Here is a 15,689-nt window from a genome sequence, read left to right as displayed (position 1 = left end):
TGGCTCAGGGAGCAGTCCGGAGAGCGCCGTCTTCCGAGAGGAAGCGGGAGCTGAGGAAAGGACGCAGCGCCTGGGGGATGCGAATCGAGCCGTCCGGCTGCTGGTGATTTTCCAACAGGGCGGCCAGAGCCCGTCCCACCGCTAAGCCGGAGCCGTTCAAGGTGTGGACGAAGTGGGTGCCCTTTTGCCCTGCTTCTTTGTAGCGCAGGTTAGCGCGGCGGGCCTGGAAATCCCAGCAGTTGGAGCAACTGGAGATCTCGCGGTAGCGGTTTTGGGAGGGGAACCACACCTCCAGATCGAAGCAGCGGGCTGCTGAAAAACCTAGATCGCCGGTACACAGCTCCACTACCCGGTAGGGCAGCTCCAGCATCTGCAAAATGGCCTCGGCATCTTGCACCAGCTTTTCGTGTTCTGCCTCCGACTGGGTGGGGTGGGTAACTTTGACCAGTTCCACCTTTTGAAACTGGTGCAGCCGGATCAGGCCCTTGGTGTCCCGGCCATAGCTGCCGGCCTCGCGGCGAAAGCAAGGTGTGTAGGCACAGAAATAGAGCGGCAGGCGCTCGGCTGGGATCACCTCCTCCCGGTACAGGTTGGTGAGGGGCACTTCCGCCGTCGGGATCAGCCAGAGGTCGTCGTCGGCACAGCGGAAGCTCTCAGCGGCAAACTTGGGCAGTTGCCCTGTCCCCTCCAGAGCAGCGCTGTTGACCAAAAAGGGAGGGATCACCTCGGTGTAGCCAGCGGCAATGTGGCGCTCCAGCATCATGGCGATCAAGGCCCGCTCCAGAGCCGCCCCTGCCCCTACCATAGCCACAAAACGGCTCTGGGCTACCTTGACGGCACGGCCAACCTCCAGGAGGCCCAGCTTTTCGGCAACCTCGTCGTGGGGAAGGACGGGGTGGGTGGGTTTTAGCGCATCCCCCCAGCGGCGCACCTCCACGTTTTCCGTCTCATCCTGGCCCACCGGCACGCTGGGTAAGGGCAGATTGGGCAGGGTGAGGAGAAGAGTCTGCATCTCCTCCTCCAGCTCCCGCTCCCGCTGTTCCAGCTGGGCAATCTCAGCCTTGAGATCTGCTCCTTGCTGCCGCAGGGCCGTCACTTCCGCTCCCTGGGGATCCGCCCCCTGCCGGATGAGCTCGCCCACTTTCTTGCCCAGGCTGTTGCTTTCGGCCTGCAGAGCAACGCGCCGAGTCTCCAACTGGCGCCGCTTGCCATCCAGCTCTAGGATCCTGTCCAAATCGGCGACGGCCCCGCGCTTGTTCAGGGCTTGGCGTACTTCCTCCGGACGATCCCGCAGCAGCTTTAGATCCAGCACAAGACCTGCCTAGCAAGAACTTCTTACTTTTTCAGCCAGCTAAACATGGCCCGCAGCTCCTTGCCCACTTTCTCAATGGGGTGCTCGGCCTCGCGGCGGCGCATCGCAGTCAACACCGGTTTACCTGCCTGGTTTTCTAGGACAAACTCGCGGGCAAACTGGCCGCTTTGGATTTCTGACAGGATCCGCTTCATTTCAGCGCGGGTTTGCTCGGTAATAATGCGGGGGCCACGGGTGTAGTCGCCGTATTCTGCTGTGTTGGAGATGCTGTGGCGCATCTTTTCCAGGCCCCCCTCGACGATGAGATCCACGATTAGCTTAACCTCGTGCAGACACTCGAAGTAGGCCAGCTCCGGCTGGTAGCCTGCTTCCACCAGGGTCTCAAACCCCGCCTTGATCAAAGCCGTGAGGCCGCCGCAGAGCACCACCTGCTCGCCGAAGAGATCTGTTTCAGTTTCCTCGCGGAAACTGGTCTCCAAAATGCCGGCCCGCGTGCCGCCAATCGCCTTGGCATAGGCCATGGCCCGCTCCCGCGCCATCCCGGAGGCATCCTGATAGACAGCAAAGAGACAGGGCACCCCCTGCCCCTCTAGGTAAGTGCGCCGCACCAGGTGACCAGGGCCTTTGGGAGCCACCATGATGACATCGATATCCGGGGGGGGTTGAATCTGGCCAAAGTGGATGTTGAAGCCGTGGGCAAATAGGAGCACCTTCCCCGGCTTTAGATGCGGGCGGATCTCGCTCTGGAAGACGGTCTTTTGCACTTCGTCCGGTAGCAGGATCATCACCCAGTCGGCGGCAGCCGCAGCATCTGCTACAGTCTTGACCGTCAACCCGTCCCGCTCCGCTTTGGGCCAAGAGGGGCTGCCGGGGTAGAGGCCGACGAGGACGTTGACACCGCTGTCGCGCAGGTTGAGGGCGTGGGCATGGCCCTGGCTGCCGTAGCCGATGATGGCGACGGTCTTGCCGTCCAGCAGATCCAGGTTGGCGTCAGTGTCGTAGTAGAGGCGGGCCATAGTCGGGCTGGGTAGTTCGGTGAGCTGGCGTTTGATTAGGATAGCAGGATCTGGGGGATCCCCAACAGCAGAACTAGAGGCCATGGTGCACCGTTTTTACCCACCGCAACCGCTTGGGCTGCACACACATACGAGCCGTGGTCACGATCATGACCGGCAGCCAGTGGAGCATGTACACCAAGCCCAGAGCCGTACGCCACCAGAGTTTTCGCCCGCGCAGCCCCTCCACCTGGCGCAGGCCGCGGTAGAAGGCCACCGTCACAGATCCCATGACCAGGGCGTTCAAGGGGAGCAGCACCGAGGAGTGGCCCGTCAACAGCACCCAGAGGGTATCGGGAACTAAGGCCATCGGCAGCAGGTACTGAGAGATGAAAAAGGCCCAGAGATCGACTGTCTTGGCCATGCCCAGGCGGCGGCTGAGGATCCCTGGCCAGTAGTCGAGGTAGCGCTGGTAGCCCCCCTCCGCCCAGCGGCAACGCTGGTGCCAAAGGCTTTTCCAAGAGGTGACTCCCTCTTCGACGATGGCCGGCTCCGTCAAAAAGGCAATATCCACCCCCGCCAGGTGCAACTTAAAAGTAAGATCCAGGTCGTCGGTGAGGCTGTTCTCGTTCCAGCCGCCGCACTTTTCCAGGACATCCCGTCGCACCAGTTGGCCGTTGCCTCGCAGCTCCCCAATCCCGCGGATGGCCACCCGCTGCTGCTGCAAGTAGGCATCGGAGGCCATCTCCGCCACCTGGCCCAGGGTCCAGAAGTTGACGTTGGGGTTGCTCAAGGCTTTGCGCACCTGAACGGCGCCGATTGTCCGTCTGCCGGGGCGGGGGGTCTGGCCGAACAGCGGCAGGGTGCGAGTCAGCAAATCCGGAGGCACAATGGCGTCGGCGTCGCAGACCAAGATAATCTCCCCCCGCGTCAGGGGCAGCACCTCGTTGAGGGCGCCAGACTTGCCGCCTCCTCGCCCTGGTGGCCGTCGGTAAACTCGCAGGTGAGGGATCCGCTTTTGGGCTTCCTGCAAGATGTCGGGGGTAGCATCGCTGCTGGCATCGTCAATGGCCCACAGCTCCAGGTGGCTGCTGGGGTAATCCAACTGGGTGAGGCTGTGCAGCAGCCGCGGCAGCACTGCGCTTTCGTTTTTGGCCGGGATCAACACCGCCACTCGCGGCAGAGGAGAACCCGCCAGCGCTAAGGGCTGAGCCCCGCCCACCTCAGGCAAAGGCAGGGAGGCCGTTTCGGCGGCGGCGGGATCCCAGGCCATTGTTCCAGGAGGGTAAAGCCTCAAGGGGGGCGGCAGAGCCGCCGGTTGCAGCCGGAACAGGCGGTTGATGTGGATGACCATGAAGGTGGCCAGGCCAACGGTAAACCAGCGGGCTACCGCTACCTGGTGCATCAGGCTGACCAGCCCCCACACCGTCGCCAGAACCAGGAAAGCTTTGAGACGGCGGCGCTGAGCCGAGGTGAGCAACCAATCGGGAAGATGTAGGTCCTCGAGGGGGGCAGGCTCTGACCAGACAAACTCAGACATGGCGAGCATCTCGTAGGTAACAACTTTGCCCGTACGCACCAGCCGTCCCAAGCTTGAGCCCAGCGGCTGTTAAGAGGCCGTTAATTATTGTCACCTATTGTGTTGCCACCGACTTGGGTTAAGACCAAAGGTCTTGATCTGCTACCCCACAGCAAGGGATCCCTGTCCTCCCAAAGGATATGAAGAGCTTATGGGTTGCCGCGAATTTCCTTGATCACCCCATCTTCCAGCAGGATCTCCACCTGCATTTTCTGGATCAGGTTGTCTCCCTTTTGCACGCGGAAGAAGCTCTCCACGCTGCCCTGGAGCACCTCTTGGTTCAGCTCCAGGTTGTTCAGTTGGTTGATCTGCTGAAGCAACTGGTTTTTTTGATCCAAGAGCTTGATCTTTTGCTCGTTCACGCGGCTTTTCACCGCTTCCACCTGTTGGAGCACCTGGGGGCTGTTGGGGTTAGGGCTTTGCTTCTCCAGCTCGGCAATGGCCCGCTTGCCCTGAAACTCCAGTTGCTGCATCTGAGCATCGGTGGCTTCGATCTGCCGCTCCAATTGCTCCTGCATTTCTTTCTTCCAAAGGGGGGTGACCACCACCTTGACAGGGATGGTGCGCTTGAGCAGTAACTGAGTGCCGTTGCCGACGTTGTTTTCTTCCATAAGACCTATCCAGGCAGACTACCAAGCAAATCAGGGGGCCCTGTGCTTACAGAGAATTGTCCTCTAGCAACCTTGGAGAAGGAGGCTTGACAGACCACAACTCTCCCCGCCGCGGCGGAGAATCCGTCTACTTATCCTACCGGCTGGGATCCCCGTAGTAAAGTCTGGATCGGGGGGAAATGGCAGTTTTGGTTAAGGATCTTGAAGGCCGCTGCCGTGCGGCGCCGCAAAGTCAGTTAGCGTGAAAGACGGTGTTCTCGGATTTTGCAGCAGCCATGAGCGAACTGGCCTCAACTCCCTGGCAACCCTCGGCAGGGGCTGCCCAGCCGGTGCGGATCGCCTCCCGCAAAAGTGAGCTGGCCTTGGCCCAGACCTACTGGGTAATGGGACAGTTGCAGGCCCACCATCCAGGATTGCCGCTAGAGCTGCACACCCTTTCCACCCAGGGAGACATCATCCTGGATGTGGCGCTGGCCAAAATTGGCGATAAGGGCCTGTTTACCAAGGAGCTGGAGGTCAGCCTGCTCAACGGCAGCAGCGATCTAGCGGTGCACAGCCTTAAGGATCTGCCCACCCGTTTGCCGGAAGGCCTGGTCCTGGGGGCGATTACGCAGAGGGAGGATCCTTTGGACGCGCTGGTGCTGCGGGAAGAGCTGCGCGGCTACCAACTGGCCACCCTGCCAGCAGGAACGGTGATCGGCACTTCATCTTTGCGGCGATTGGCCCAACTGCGCCACGCCTTTCCCCACCTGCAATTTAAGAATGTGCGGGGCAACCTCAACACTCGCTTGGCCAAGCTGGATCGGGGGGAGTACGACGGCCTAATTTTGGCGGTGGCGGGGCTGAAGCGCCTGGGCCAAGAACAGCGGATCCACGAGGTGCTGGATCCCAGTGTGTCTCTGTACGCGGTTGGCCAGGGATCCCTGGGGATCGAGTGCCGGCAGGGGGATGAGCGGATTCTGGAGCTCATCCGACCCTTAGCCGATGCGGAGGCCACAGCCCGCTGTTTGGCCGAGCGAGCTTTCCTGCGGGCCTTGGAGGGGGGGTGTCAGGTGCCCATCGGCGTCCACAGCCAAGTCCAGGGGGAAGAGCTGCACCTGACCGGCATGGTGGCCGACCTGGAGGGGCGACAGCTCATCCGCGATACCCAGACGGGATCCACCGCCGATCCCGAGGCAGTGGGGATGGCTCTTGCAGAAAAGCTAAAACGGCAGGGGGCCGACGAGATTTTGCAGGCCATTTTTGCCCAGGCCCGCCGTTAGGCTTTTCCACCCTTTCTGAGTAAGCTTTGAGGTCTGCAGCCAGGGGGAGTTGAAGAAAAGGGGGGCACGGAAGTCCCCCCTAAGGCAAATTTCACTCAACTTCAAATGGGAAACTCGCATTCACAGCAGCAGTATCTAAGCTCTAGCTTAGCTTCCAAAACCGCCGTATCATCTTGAACTACTAAGGTCACTCGGTTGTTGGCAATCTCTGCCGGCGAGAGGGTTAGAGTTTTGGTGAAGGTTTGGCCAGGCGGAATTGGGGAAGGCGGACTTGAGAAAGTATACAAAAACCCCGCTTGAGTTAAATTCCCGCCGTTGTATATGTAGTACTTGTCGTTCCCGGCATTAGGAGCTGTGTTACTTGTTGCCTGCAAGTTATTGCGATAGGTAAACGTAAGGGTGCCTCCCATCCGGCAGCCTGCTTTACAAGGGGGGCTCCATTGGAAGGTATGAGCAAAGAGTTTATCGGGTTGGGTCTCTCCCCACTTGACTGTCCCGAAACGGCCCTGGAGATTTTTCCAAATGTTGGGGTGAACCTCCGATTGCAGGGGGGAAGCAGGGTTTGGCGGAGGAGCGCTGAGGGTTACTGAGCGCAACACCATGGGTCTCGAGCACCGAAGGCCAGGCAGAGATCTTAGCGAAGGGGGGAAAGGAACCTGGCGGAATAGCTCATCTACAGTTTCTGAGGATTCTGCCGGAGCTATGGGATCTATGGGAACTGGGGAGTCTGAGGATTCTGCCGGAGCTATGGGATCTATGGGAACTAGGGAGGGTATCGATCTAGGCACAGAAGGCATAGGCCGCCTAGCTGGCTCCGGGGCCTGAGCCACTAAAAGATGATCTTCAGCCAAGGCAACACCCGAAAGAGAACCACTCTCCCAAAGGGGCGTAAGTAGCAAAGCCAAAATGCCCAAACGCAGTCCTACTTTCATTTGTATTCTCCAAATCTTGATAGAGATGCCCACTTCCTTCTCAGCTCAAGCCAAAGCTGAGAATCTACTAGCAAAGACGTTGGGGAATACAAGCAGGTTCCTTAAACTTTGTAAATTCTTGTGAATTCCAGCTCAATTCCAGCTTTTTCCTTTGCTTGATCATGTAGCGGGGCTTGGCTTCCTAGAAGGGCAAGAATTAGAGACGGGAGAAAATCCGCCGCTCAAACTTCAGCCCAAGCCAGATCACGCCGATCCCACAGGCCACCAGCACCGCCGATTTGGTCATCAGGTTGGTCTGGTACTCGAAAAAGCGGGTCAGCACCACCAAGGTCAGGCCCAATAGCCCCTGCCAGAAGCGGCTCCGCCGCCCCTGCTGCAGCCCTTCCCAGCAGAGCACCACCGACAATCCCACGAGCAAAAGGGTCACGATCCAGGGAGCAAAGAAGGCCAAGGCTACCTTTGCGGTTAGGTTCAAAGGCAGGGCGCTGCGGATCCCCAGCAAAAGCACCAAGGCAACCAGCGAGAACAGAACGGCAGCATCCTTCAGCCAAGCAGAAACGGGCTGGGAACTCTTTGCCTGCCAGCCCTGCCACCAGCTCCAACCGGCTAGCAATAGCAATCCTGCTGCCGACAGGCCCGCCCAGGGATCCCCAGCTTGGAACAAGGGCAGGGGTTTGGGATCCCAGTCCCAGGCGTCACGAAAGCTCCAAATGTAGAGCAAGAAGCCCAACCCCAGCAAAGCCAGCCCCTCCGCCGTCGGGATCAGATCCAAGCCCTGCTCCTGCTCGCCACCCTGGCCCTCTTCTCCGGTCCAGATCCGGCTTAGCCAGTGCCCATGGCGTTGGTGCCCGACTCCCAGCCCCCAGACGACGGCAAGGCCAAGCAGCAGCCAGAGGGTCCAGCTGTCCCAGCGCTCTGCCAACCTTTGTAGCGCCAGGCCGAAGTTCACCAGCGCCAAAGCCAAGATCCAGCGGGAGCGGCACCCATAGGCAAGAGGCAGCAACAGGCCCAGGGCCAGCCAGGGGTAGAGAGGATCCAGAACCGAGCCGATCCCCTCCTCCCACAGGGTAGTTATCCCAGCCAGGGCGAATAAGAGACAGGCCAAGATGCCGCTGGGGGTGTGGACCAAGCTGTAGGCCACGGCCAAGCTGCCCAGCCCCCAGCCCAAAAACAAGCCCGCCAGGGATCCCCCGATTTGAACCCACTGGGCCATCAAGCCAATGGCGGCCCCCAAAGACAGCTCGCCGGCCATCAACAAAGCGCTGCCTAAGCGCGGGGATCCCTGCTGCCAGAGCCGCAAGCCGGCCACCTGCAGCCCCACCATGAGGGCCAGGGATCCCAAGGCTCGGGCCGAGCGGGGAATGGCGTCCCAGTTGGCGGCCACGAAGGAGATCACCCCCAAGCCCACCAGCACGGCGCCCAACAGCAGCAGCAACAGGGCAAAGCGGCTGCCAGCTGTTCGCGGCAAGCTGTCCAGTTGGTAGTGCTCGCGCAGGCGATCCCGCTGCGCCGGCTGGATGAGCCCCTGCTCCACCCAGGTGTCCAACAGGTCGGCCAGTTGGCGGCGGAAGCGCTCGTCAGGGCCGGGGGGGCGGGGAGAAGTCATGGCACCCTCACCCCCTGCCCCTCTCCCGCGCTGCAGGAGAGGGGAGATTGGGATCAGTAGCCTGGAGCACTCGCTGCAGCACCTCTTGGTAGCCGGCTGCCGGATCGCCGAGATCAAAGCGAAAAAGGTCTTTATCCAGCACCCGCGGCTCGGTCCCTTGGAGATCCCACAGGCGGCAGGTGTCGGGGCTGATCTCGTCCGCCAGCCAAATCTGCCCTTCCTCGTCCAGGCCAAACTCCAGCTTAAAGTCCACCAGCTCCAGCCGGCAGCGCCGCCAGAAGTTGCCAAGGTGAGTGTTGACTGCCAAAGCCAGGGATCCCAGTTTCTCCACCTGCTCCGGCGTGGCCAGGTGCAACAGGCGGATGTGGTCGGGAGTGACCAGGGGATCTCCCAAGGCGTCGTTTTTGTAGTAGAACTCCACCAGGGGTGGCTCGATGGGCAGGCCCTGCTCCAGGCCTAAGCGCTGGCAGAGGCTGCCGGCAGTGCGGTTGCGCACCACCACTTCCAAAGGCAGGATGTGCAAGGCTCGCACCTGCATCTCGGTGGGGCCGGTTTGGGCCAAGAAATGGTTGGGGATCCCTTGCTGCGCCAGGTAGGCAAACACATGGCTGGAGACGGTGCAATTCACCTCTCCCTTGCCGGCGATGGATCCCCGCTTTTGGGCGTTGAAGGCCGTGGCGTCGTCTTTGTATTGGCAAAGATAAACCCTGGGATCGGCAGTGCGGTAGATGCGCTTGGCCTTGCCCTCGTAGAGCAGCTCTTGGGGGGAGAATGGCATACGCTAACCCCTAGTATCCGGCCAGCCGTCCGCGGATCCCTTGCCAGAAGGTGATGGCCAAGATGCGCAGATCCAGCCACAGCGACCAGTTTTGCACGTAATAGAGATCATACTGGGTGCGGCGGGCAATGCTGGTATCCCCCCGTAGGCCGTGGATCTGAGCCCAGCCGGTGAGGCCACTTTTTACCAAATGCCGATCCGGATACTTGGGGATCTCCTGGCTAAACTGCTCGACAAAGTAGGGCCGCTCTGGGCGGGGGCCCACTAGGCTCATTTCCCCTTTCAGGACGTTCCACAGTTGGGGCAGCTCGTCCAGGTTGGTGCGGCGCAAAAAGGCTCCTATCTTGGTTCGGCGCGGATCCCCGGGGCGCGTCCAGCGCGGCTGGCCGGGTGCTTCAGCATCCACCCGCATGGTGCGGAACTTGGCAATCCAAAAGCGACGCCCATCCAAGCTCACCCGCTCCTGCCAATACAGGATGGGGCCGGGGCTGCTGCAGGCCACCAGCACGGCGATGACCACAAACAGGGGGCTGAGCAACAGTAAGCCCAGGGAAGCTCCCAAGATGTCCATAGCTCGCTTGAGGAAACGGTTGTGGGCGTAGCGCAAAGGGGGGTGGCGCAGCGTCAGCAGCGGGATCCCGTCCAGAGAGTGGAACTGCAGGTTAACCGTTAAGAAGCCAAGAATATCTGGCACCAGGCGCACCTGCACCGACAGAGCCTGCAAAGTAAGAAGCAGGGGCGCGTTGGCCAGCTCCGGCTGCCCAAACCACACCTCTTGGATCTCAGGGTGAGCTTGCACATAGGCCACCAGATGAGCGGGATCCAGGCGCTCCAGCTTTTGCAGAGGCCCCGCTTCTGGCGCCGAGGGATCCCCGGCCACGGCCCAAGCCTTGATCTCAAACCCCAAAGCCGGGCAGCGCTCTAGCCGCTCCAGCACCTCGGCCAACAGCAAGCCGGATCCCACCCAGATGACCCGTCGCCTCCCCTGACCGCGGGCGTAGAGCCAGCCCATGCCCAGCCGCAGCGCTGTCCGCATTACTGTCAAGCCGAGCAGGGCCAGCAGGCCGGCATAGCCCACTACCAAGCGCGACAGCGAGACAGAGCGCACGAAGAAGGCCCCTGCTAACACCAGGCCAAAGGTCACCCCCAGCCCCAGCAGCAAACTGGCCCATTCCTCAAAGCGGGATAGGCGCTTCGATTCGCCATATCCGCCCAAACCGGCCTGAACGCCCCAGTAGCTGAGAACGGTCAGCAATCCCAGGCCGGCATAAACATCCCACGGCAAAAGCTGGTGAGGGCGCAAGCTGCGCAGCCAGTAACCTGCCCCAAAGGCCAACCAAATACAAAGGCCATCCCCGAAGCAAGCTAGGGGCACCCACAGACGATGCGGATCCAAGCGAAGGGCGTAGCTGCGCAAAGGTTCCGTCTCCCTGGTGCGAAAGGACTCCGTCCCGCTAGCGCGATCGGCCAAGAGCTATCTCCTCCAAAAACGAAGACTGGGAACAATCTTATGAAAAGATTATCCCCTTGAGGCTGCAAGGACTCCGTCTCGCTAGCGCGATCGGCCAAGTTGACTCAAAAAACTGGTAATAACGGCGAGAAGTTGAGGATTAAGAGGCTCAGTTTCCCAGAGGAGCAATTTTCAAAGGGCTCCGTCCCGCTGCCGCAATAGGGCTGGCTACCGCCAACAACGACAGGCCAAAGGGCAACGAAAACTTGGGGATCAAATAGGCTTCCGCGGCAAAAATCTCTGCTAGAAGTTGATTGAGCCAAAGGGGCGGCATTTTCAAGTCTGGACTTTCCCGCAGGCGAAGTATTTTCTGGGCTAGGCGGATCCCTGCTGCCAGAGGGAAGAGAAAGCTGTTGAAAAAGGTAAAGGTATGAATTTGCAAGCCGGCGCTCTTGAGTAAGGAGAGAAGTTGTGCCGCTGTGTAGCGTCTCTTGTGGTGATTGAGCTCGTCATGGGCGCTCCACAGCCAGGGATAAGCCGGCACCGTGATCACCATGTAGCCAGATGGCTTTAACCTCTGGATGAGGGCTTCCAGAGCTGCTGTGTCTTCGTCTAAATGTTCCAGAACGTCCAGCAGAGCAATTAAATCAAATTGTTGAGAGCCAAAAGGGATCCGATGCGGCAATTCGCCTTCTTCCACAATCGCAATGCCACGAGCCCGGGCCAAAGGCAATGCTATTTCGCTTCTTTCCATGGCCCAGACTTGGCCAAACTGAGACAACATTTCCAGGTTGCCACCGCTGCCACATCCCGCTTCCAAGATACAAGCTGAGGGAGGAAGAGGGATCCCTGCAATAACCCGGCTGAGAATCTGTCGGCGGCCCACAAACCACCAATGTCGATCCTCTAGGCCTGCCATTTGTTCATAAGCTTTGGGATCCATAGTCGTCCCCAATGGTTGGGAACTTGTTAGGGAGAAAGCCTGGCCTTGCCCCAGCGGTTTTGGCGGTACCAGGCGGCCACATGGGGGCACCAAGCCTCGAAGTGGGGCCACATCAACTCGCACAGCTCGCGGATCTCCCGCTGGGCATCCTCCTTAGCCCGCAAATCCAGAAAGTGCATCAAGCTGCGGCAATTAAAAGACACTACAAAATGTTGGCGGATCCCGTAGCCGATGATGTTACGAGCATCCTCATAGGGCACCCCACACTCTTCGACCAGGCGATAATAGGCAATGGCCTGGCTGCGATACTGCTCAAGAATGATGTTTAGGGCCTCGGGAGAGATGGGCTTGAAGCCTTGGCGGGTTTTGGCTTTGCCTTCCTTGACGCTGGCGGGAACGTAAAATAGAGTTTCCAACTCTTGCAAAGCTAACTCTGCCCCGGTTTTGTCGGCAAAAGCAGAAGTTTCGTCCCAGCCCCCCGTATACGGGGGGCTGGGGGGCTGGTTGGGGGGGCCGGGCGGGGGGTTGGGGGGCGTTCTCCGGGGCCCAGACAAGAGTCTTTTGCCCAAATCGGCAATTTGCTGGCCTGTATATCGAAAAGATTGAACGTCGAAAGAAATTCCCACCCGATGAGTACGGGCCTGTTGCATGACAGCATGGGGAAAATAGCCTACCCCAAACGTGATCTGAGGGTGCTCCAGCGGCCCATAGTGGCCACGGTTGCCCTCCAGCAGATGCCGCACCACGGCCTCGCCATATTTTTCCGGGATCCGGCTCTCTGGGGTAACAAAATCAGGGCTGTGATCTTGGTGCATCGCCTGGTAGATCACCCGTTCGGGATCTGGGGTTTGGCTGAGCACCACCACTTGAAATAAGGCATCCACGGGCTGTGTCCCCAAAGCTAGAGACGACTGGCTAGTCTCACAGTATAGAGAGGATCAAGCCGCAAGCAGCCTTGCTATAGGAGCCTACGAGCCCGCGTTTCCTCTGCCAGCACCAAGTTTAGGCCCGGATTGCTGCGCATCAGCCCCGCCACGTAAAGGGTATAGACTTTCCCTGCCTCTAACTGGAGGTCAAACCGTTGCAAGGGAATGCTCCGGCCAGGAGACGACTGCCCACCTGGCGCGGGGGCTGAAGGAGCTATGGCCACCTGAATTTGGGTAAAGCCGGGTCGCATGGCTTGAAAGGTGGAAACTTGCCCGAAGGCCAACTGAGGTATCAGCACCCGCCCTTGCTCCCCCTGCCATTGCAGGGCCGGCGCATCAGGGGCAGCGTGAACAAACCGAACCAGGGCTTGGTCAAACAGCGAGTTGATGTTGTCTTCCAAAACTAAGGCCGTCACGCGATTGGGCTCGTCAGCAGCCACCACCGAGAACACTCCCCCGCCTCTGAGGTTGGCCACAGTTCTGGCCGCAACCGTTCGCGCTAGCGGAACGGAGTCCTTAAAACTCGCGGGCTGGCCAGGGCTGGTCGTCTCAGGGGTTGAAAACAAAACAATGTCGTACTCGCCCGCCGGCATACGCACGTACTCGCTCACCGAGCCATAGGCTACACCTTGAGCAGCCCTTACCCCTCCCACTTCCAAGTCGATCCGAGGGGCATTGGGGGCCACATGCACCAAGCGCACCTGGATCTCAGAAACTCCCGCGGATGCCGAAGGCATCGGGATGGCACAGCCGGACAAAAGCCCCGGCATTAAAGCCCCGCCCACCACGCAGAGGACTGCGCTCACCCACTGTCGCACCATGTTTACACTCACTCCTACTCCTCACACCCAGGGTTCATAAGGGAGATCGAGCGGAAGAGCCCTCTCGCTCCCCAAAAGTTCGGGTTAGCGCAAGGGATCCCATCCCCTGCCGCCAAGGAACCTGCTCTTGTCTTACCCCAGTTTTGCGCCTGATGCCATAGAGCCGGGCAGGATTTGCGGCCCCCCTAAATCAAAGGGATCCCGGCGGCCGGACCCAGAAGAGCTGGGCGAGAAGAGCGGCGGCTGAACAAGCGGAAATAGGTGCTGACGGCCAACTCTTTCAGCGGGAAAAGCAGGTAGGTGAGGGGGTTGATGGTAACGATGATGTTGCGGCAATCGCGCTTGGCCTGGGCCAGGATCTGGGCGGCCACCCAATCGCCTGACATGACTCCAATCGGGTTGAGCTGGCTCTTGAAGGGCCCGAGGATGAGCTTGCGCACCACACAGGGGGCATCGAGACGGCGTAAGGTAACCAGATCGCCCAGGGCCCGTTTGGAGAGCTCGTAGAGAGGGCTAAAAGCAGGGCTGACCTCGGCTTCGGAGGTGTTCACCCAAACCTCTTTGGTGGCCATTTCCCGATTGCCGCGCACCGTTTGGAAAAACAGCTCCATCAGGCGCCAAGCGGAGAAGGTGTTGACAGCATAGGACTGGTGGACCGACTCGGGATCCCGCTCCCCATGCACGTTGAGGCCGTGGTTGATCACCAAGATATCGACTCGTTCCAGGAGCCCGGCCAGGGATCCCTCCTGACCCACCTGCCAGTGGATGGTCTCCACCGGCTGGGGCTGGCCGTCCACTTCGATGGCGACCGAATCCGCATGGGAGCTGAGGGCGATGACTTTGGCCCCATGGCGGGAAAAGTGCTTCAAGAGGGCCCGGCCCAGAGTGCCAGAGGCACCGGTGACGGCCACGCGCTTGCCTTTAAAGGAGAGACTGGTGCCCATGATCCGATCCACTAAGGTCAGGGTGCCGCAAAAGTAGGCGTTGGTATCGTCGAAGTGGTGCCGCCAGTGGTAGGCGCGGTTGACATGCCACTGGGCAGGAGGAGCAGGGAAAGGCCCGGGTTGGTGGGTAATGTCCGTCTGCAGGGCCAGCCCCCAGCCGCGCAACATGCCGGCAACCAGAAAACTGGCCGAGTAGAGTACCCCCACCGCCGCCGCTAGGCCATACAGCCAGGATCCCTGTCCCAACAGCACCACCCAAGGGATCCCGGCCAGGATCATCGTCGCCGCTTCGGGGACATCGTGGTGCCACTGGGATTCTCGGTACAGCTTCGGGTCTACCACGCTGAGATCGGGGCGAAACAGGCGGTGGTGCAGAGTGTGCTTGGGCATCAGCCAGGGCCACTGGTGGGCCAGCCAATGGCGCTCATCCCGCACAACCTCGGCCCAAAGGACGGAAGCCAGGGCAACGACCCCAACCCCCAGCCACTGAGTTACGCTGCTAACATCCATAGGGCTTTGCCGGCAGTAGCCAAACCATCCTGGGCTCGCGGTCGCCTCTTGGCATCAATCTCAAAGCAGTTGGCGACCCTCAAAAATCATCGCAAAGATCCCTGAAAAGATCATCCCAGGCCGCAAGCAAGACGGCCAACGGCAGCTTTTGGGATCCCAGGAGCATGGTCTCAACCTCTTCTGCAAGCTTGTCTTCCCTCACCCCCAGCCCCTCTCCCAAAGGGAGAGGGGAGATAGAGATCAAGGGGCGGAGCTGGGAAGCTCGCGGATCTCAACCGTATCTCCCACTTGCAAACCTAAGGCCGCCGCCGTCCCGCCGCGGAACTCCAGCACGCCATCTACCAACTGGTCAGAGGGTGGCCCATAGACGGGGCAGGGTTGGGCGGGGCAACCGGGCACATCGGCGGCAATGTACACCACCTTGCCTTGGTAGAGGAAAATGATGTCCAGGTTGATCAGGGTGTTGAACATCCAAAAAGAAGCTGGCTGGGGCGGATCAAAGGGAAACCACATGCCCCGATCCGGCGGCAAATCGGTGCGAAACATCAGGCCCAAGCGCTGTTGCTCAGGGGTGCGGGCCACCTCTAGCTCAAAGCGTTGGCCGGCAAGGGTGACTTCGGCTTCAACCGGCAGTTGCTGGGGCTGCCCTATGGCTGGGGGGGATGGAGAGATGGCTTCGGTTACCTGAGTTTGTGAGGCGGGAGATCTCTCCGTGGCAGCAGTACATCCCAAGCCGGATCCCAGGAGCAGTAGAGCCAGGCCCAAGGCGACTCTGCACCCTTTTGGAACGTGTATCGTGAACAGAACCATGTGGCACTCTCCTGTGCAGGCTTCATCCTATCGCGCCAGACGCTGCTGCTGCGACTTGACCAGCCAGACGCAGGAAGTTCCCCCCTGGGAGAGCCTTGCCAATTCTTGCTTGCCGGAAGCGGCCTGTGCTTTTCCCCCTTGAGCGCAGCCGGAATGGCGGCCCTGGGCAAGGGAAGTCCACAACCGACCCGATAGCATAGCCATAGACTC

At 60.2% G+C, this 15,689-nt stretch carries 14 protein-coding genes; 1 reads left to right on the top strand and 13 read right to left on the bottom strand.

The window, feature by feature from the left end; translation table 11 throughout:
- Nucleotides 1–4: 4 nt before the first annotated feature.
- From serS to CYA_RS01140, 4 genes are all read right to left on the bottom strand, one after another.
- On the bottom strand, nucleotides 5–1,312 hold the full coding sequence (gene serS, locus CYA_RS01155) for a serine--tRNA ligase (protein ID WP_011429162.1): 1,308 nt from the start codon (nucleotides 1,310–1,312) through the stop codon (nucleotides 5–7).
- Nucleotides 1,313–1,335: 23 nt separating this feature from the next.
- On the bottom strand, nucleotides 1,336–2,328 hold the full coding sequence (gene ilvC, locus CYA_RS01150) for a ketol-acid reductoisomerase (protein WP_011429161.1): 993 nt from the start codon (nucleotides 2,326–2,328) through the stop codon (nucleotides 1,336–1,338).
- A gap of 73 nt (nucleotides 2,329–2,401) precedes the next feature.
- Nucleotides 2,402–3,886 (bottom strand): glycosyltransferase, encoded by a 1,485-nt coding sequence (locus tag CYA_RS01145; protein WP_228375397.1) that lies wholly within the window; start codon nucleotides 3,884–3,886, stop codon nucleotides 2,402–2,404.
- Between the two features lie 149 nt (nucleotides 3,887–4,035).
- Nucleotides 4,036–4,497 (bottom strand): YlqD family protein, encoded by a 462-nt coding sequence (locus CYA_RS01140; protein WP_011429159.1) that lies wholly within the window; start codon nucleotides 4,495–4,497, stop codon nucleotides 4,036–4,038.
- Between the two features lie 275 nt (nucleotides 4,498–4,772).
- Between CYA_RS01140 and hemC the strand changes: the two genes are divergently transcribed.
- Nucleotides 4,773–5,759, top strand: coding sequence for a hydroxymethylbilane synthase (hemC, locus tag CYA_RS01135; protein WP_071813488.1), 987 nt, complete (start codon nucleotides 4,773–4,775; stop codon nucleotides 5,757–5,759).
- A 1,128-nt stretch (nucleotides 5,760–6,887) separates the two neighbouring features.
- Here hemC and CYA_RS01130 read toward each other — a convergent pair.
- The 9 genes from CYA_RS01130 to CYA_RS14955 all read right to left on the bottom strand — a co-directional run bounded on the left by CYA_RS01130 (nucleotide 6,888) and on the right by CYA_RS14955 (nucleotide 15,683).
- Nucleotides 6,888–8,297, bottom strand: a complete 1,410-nt coding sequence (locus CYA_RS01130) for a DUF2157 domain-containing protein (protein ID WP_011429156.1) — start codon at nucleotides 8,295–8,297, stop codon at nucleotides 6,888–6,890.
- A gap of 7 nt (nucleotides 8,298–8,304) precedes the next feature.
- A complete protein-coding gene (purC, locus tag CYA_RS01125) occupies nucleotides 8,305–9,075 on the bottom strand; it encodes a phosphoribosylaminoimidazolesuccinocarboxamide synthase (RefSeq protein WP_011429155.1) in 771 nt (256 codons plus the stop codon).
- Between the two features lie 10 nt (nucleotides 9,076–9,085).
- A complete protein-coding gene (locus tag CYA_RS01120; protein WP_011429154.1) occupies nucleotides 9,086–10,546 on the bottom strand; it encodes a sugar transferase in 1,461 nt (486 codons plus the stop codon).
- Between the two features lie 148 nt (nucleotides 10,547–10,694).
- Nucleotides 10,695–11,468, bottom strand: a complete 774-nt coding sequence (locus CYA_RS01115) for a class I SAM-dependent methyltransferase (RefSeq protein WP_049749699.1) — start codon at nucleotides 11,466–11,468, stop codon at nucleotides 10,695–10,697.
- Nucleotides 11,469–11,494: 26 nt separating this feature from the next.
- On the bottom strand, nucleotides 11,495–12,352 hold the full coding sequence (locus tag CYA_RS01110) for an FAD-dependent thymidylate synthase (protein WP_011429152.1): 858 nt from the start codon (nucleotides 12,350–12,352) through the stop codon (nucleotides 11,495–11,497).
- Between the two features lie 74 nt (nucleotides 12,353–12,426).
- Complete coding sequence (locus CYA_RS01105; RefSeq protein WP_228375396.1) at nucleotides 12,427–13,227, bottom strand: DUF4397 domain-containing protein; 801 nt, start codon at nucleotides 13,225–13,227, stop codon at nucleotides 12,427–12,429.
- Nucleotides 13,228–13,400: 173 nt separating this feature from the next.
- Complete coding sequence (locus CYA_RS01100) at nucleotides 13,401–14,669, bottom strand: bifunctional sterol desaturase/short chain dehydrogenase (protein ID WP_011429150.1); 1,269 nt, start codon at nucleotides 14,667–14,669, stop codon at nucleotides 13,401–13,403.
- Nucleotides 14,670–14,909: 240 nt separating this feature from the next.
- Nucleotides 14,910–15,434, bottom strand: a complete 525-nt coding sequence (locus CYA_RS01095) for a DUF192 domain-containing protein (protein ID WP_228375395.1) — start codon at nucleotides 15,432–15,434, stop codon at nucleotides 14,910–14,912.
- 72 nt (nucleotides 15,435–15,506) lie between these two features.
- Nucleotides 15,507–15,683, bottom strand: coding sequence for a hypothetical protein (locus tag CYA_RS14955; RefSeq protein ID WP_187147162.1), 177 nt, complete (start codon nucleotides 15,681–15,683; stop codon nucleotides 15,507–15,509).
- Nucleotides 15,684–15,689 lie beyond the last annotated feature (6 nt).

Origin of the sequence: Synechococcus sp. JA-3-3Ab (assembly GCF_000013205.1) — a bacterium.
Classification (GTDB): Bacteria; Cyanobacteriota; Cyanobacteriia; order Thermostichales; family Thermostichaceae; genus Thermostichus.
The sequence above is the reverse complement of the archived record's forward strand: the minus strand, read 5'-3'. Positions and strand labels throughout refer to the sequence as shown.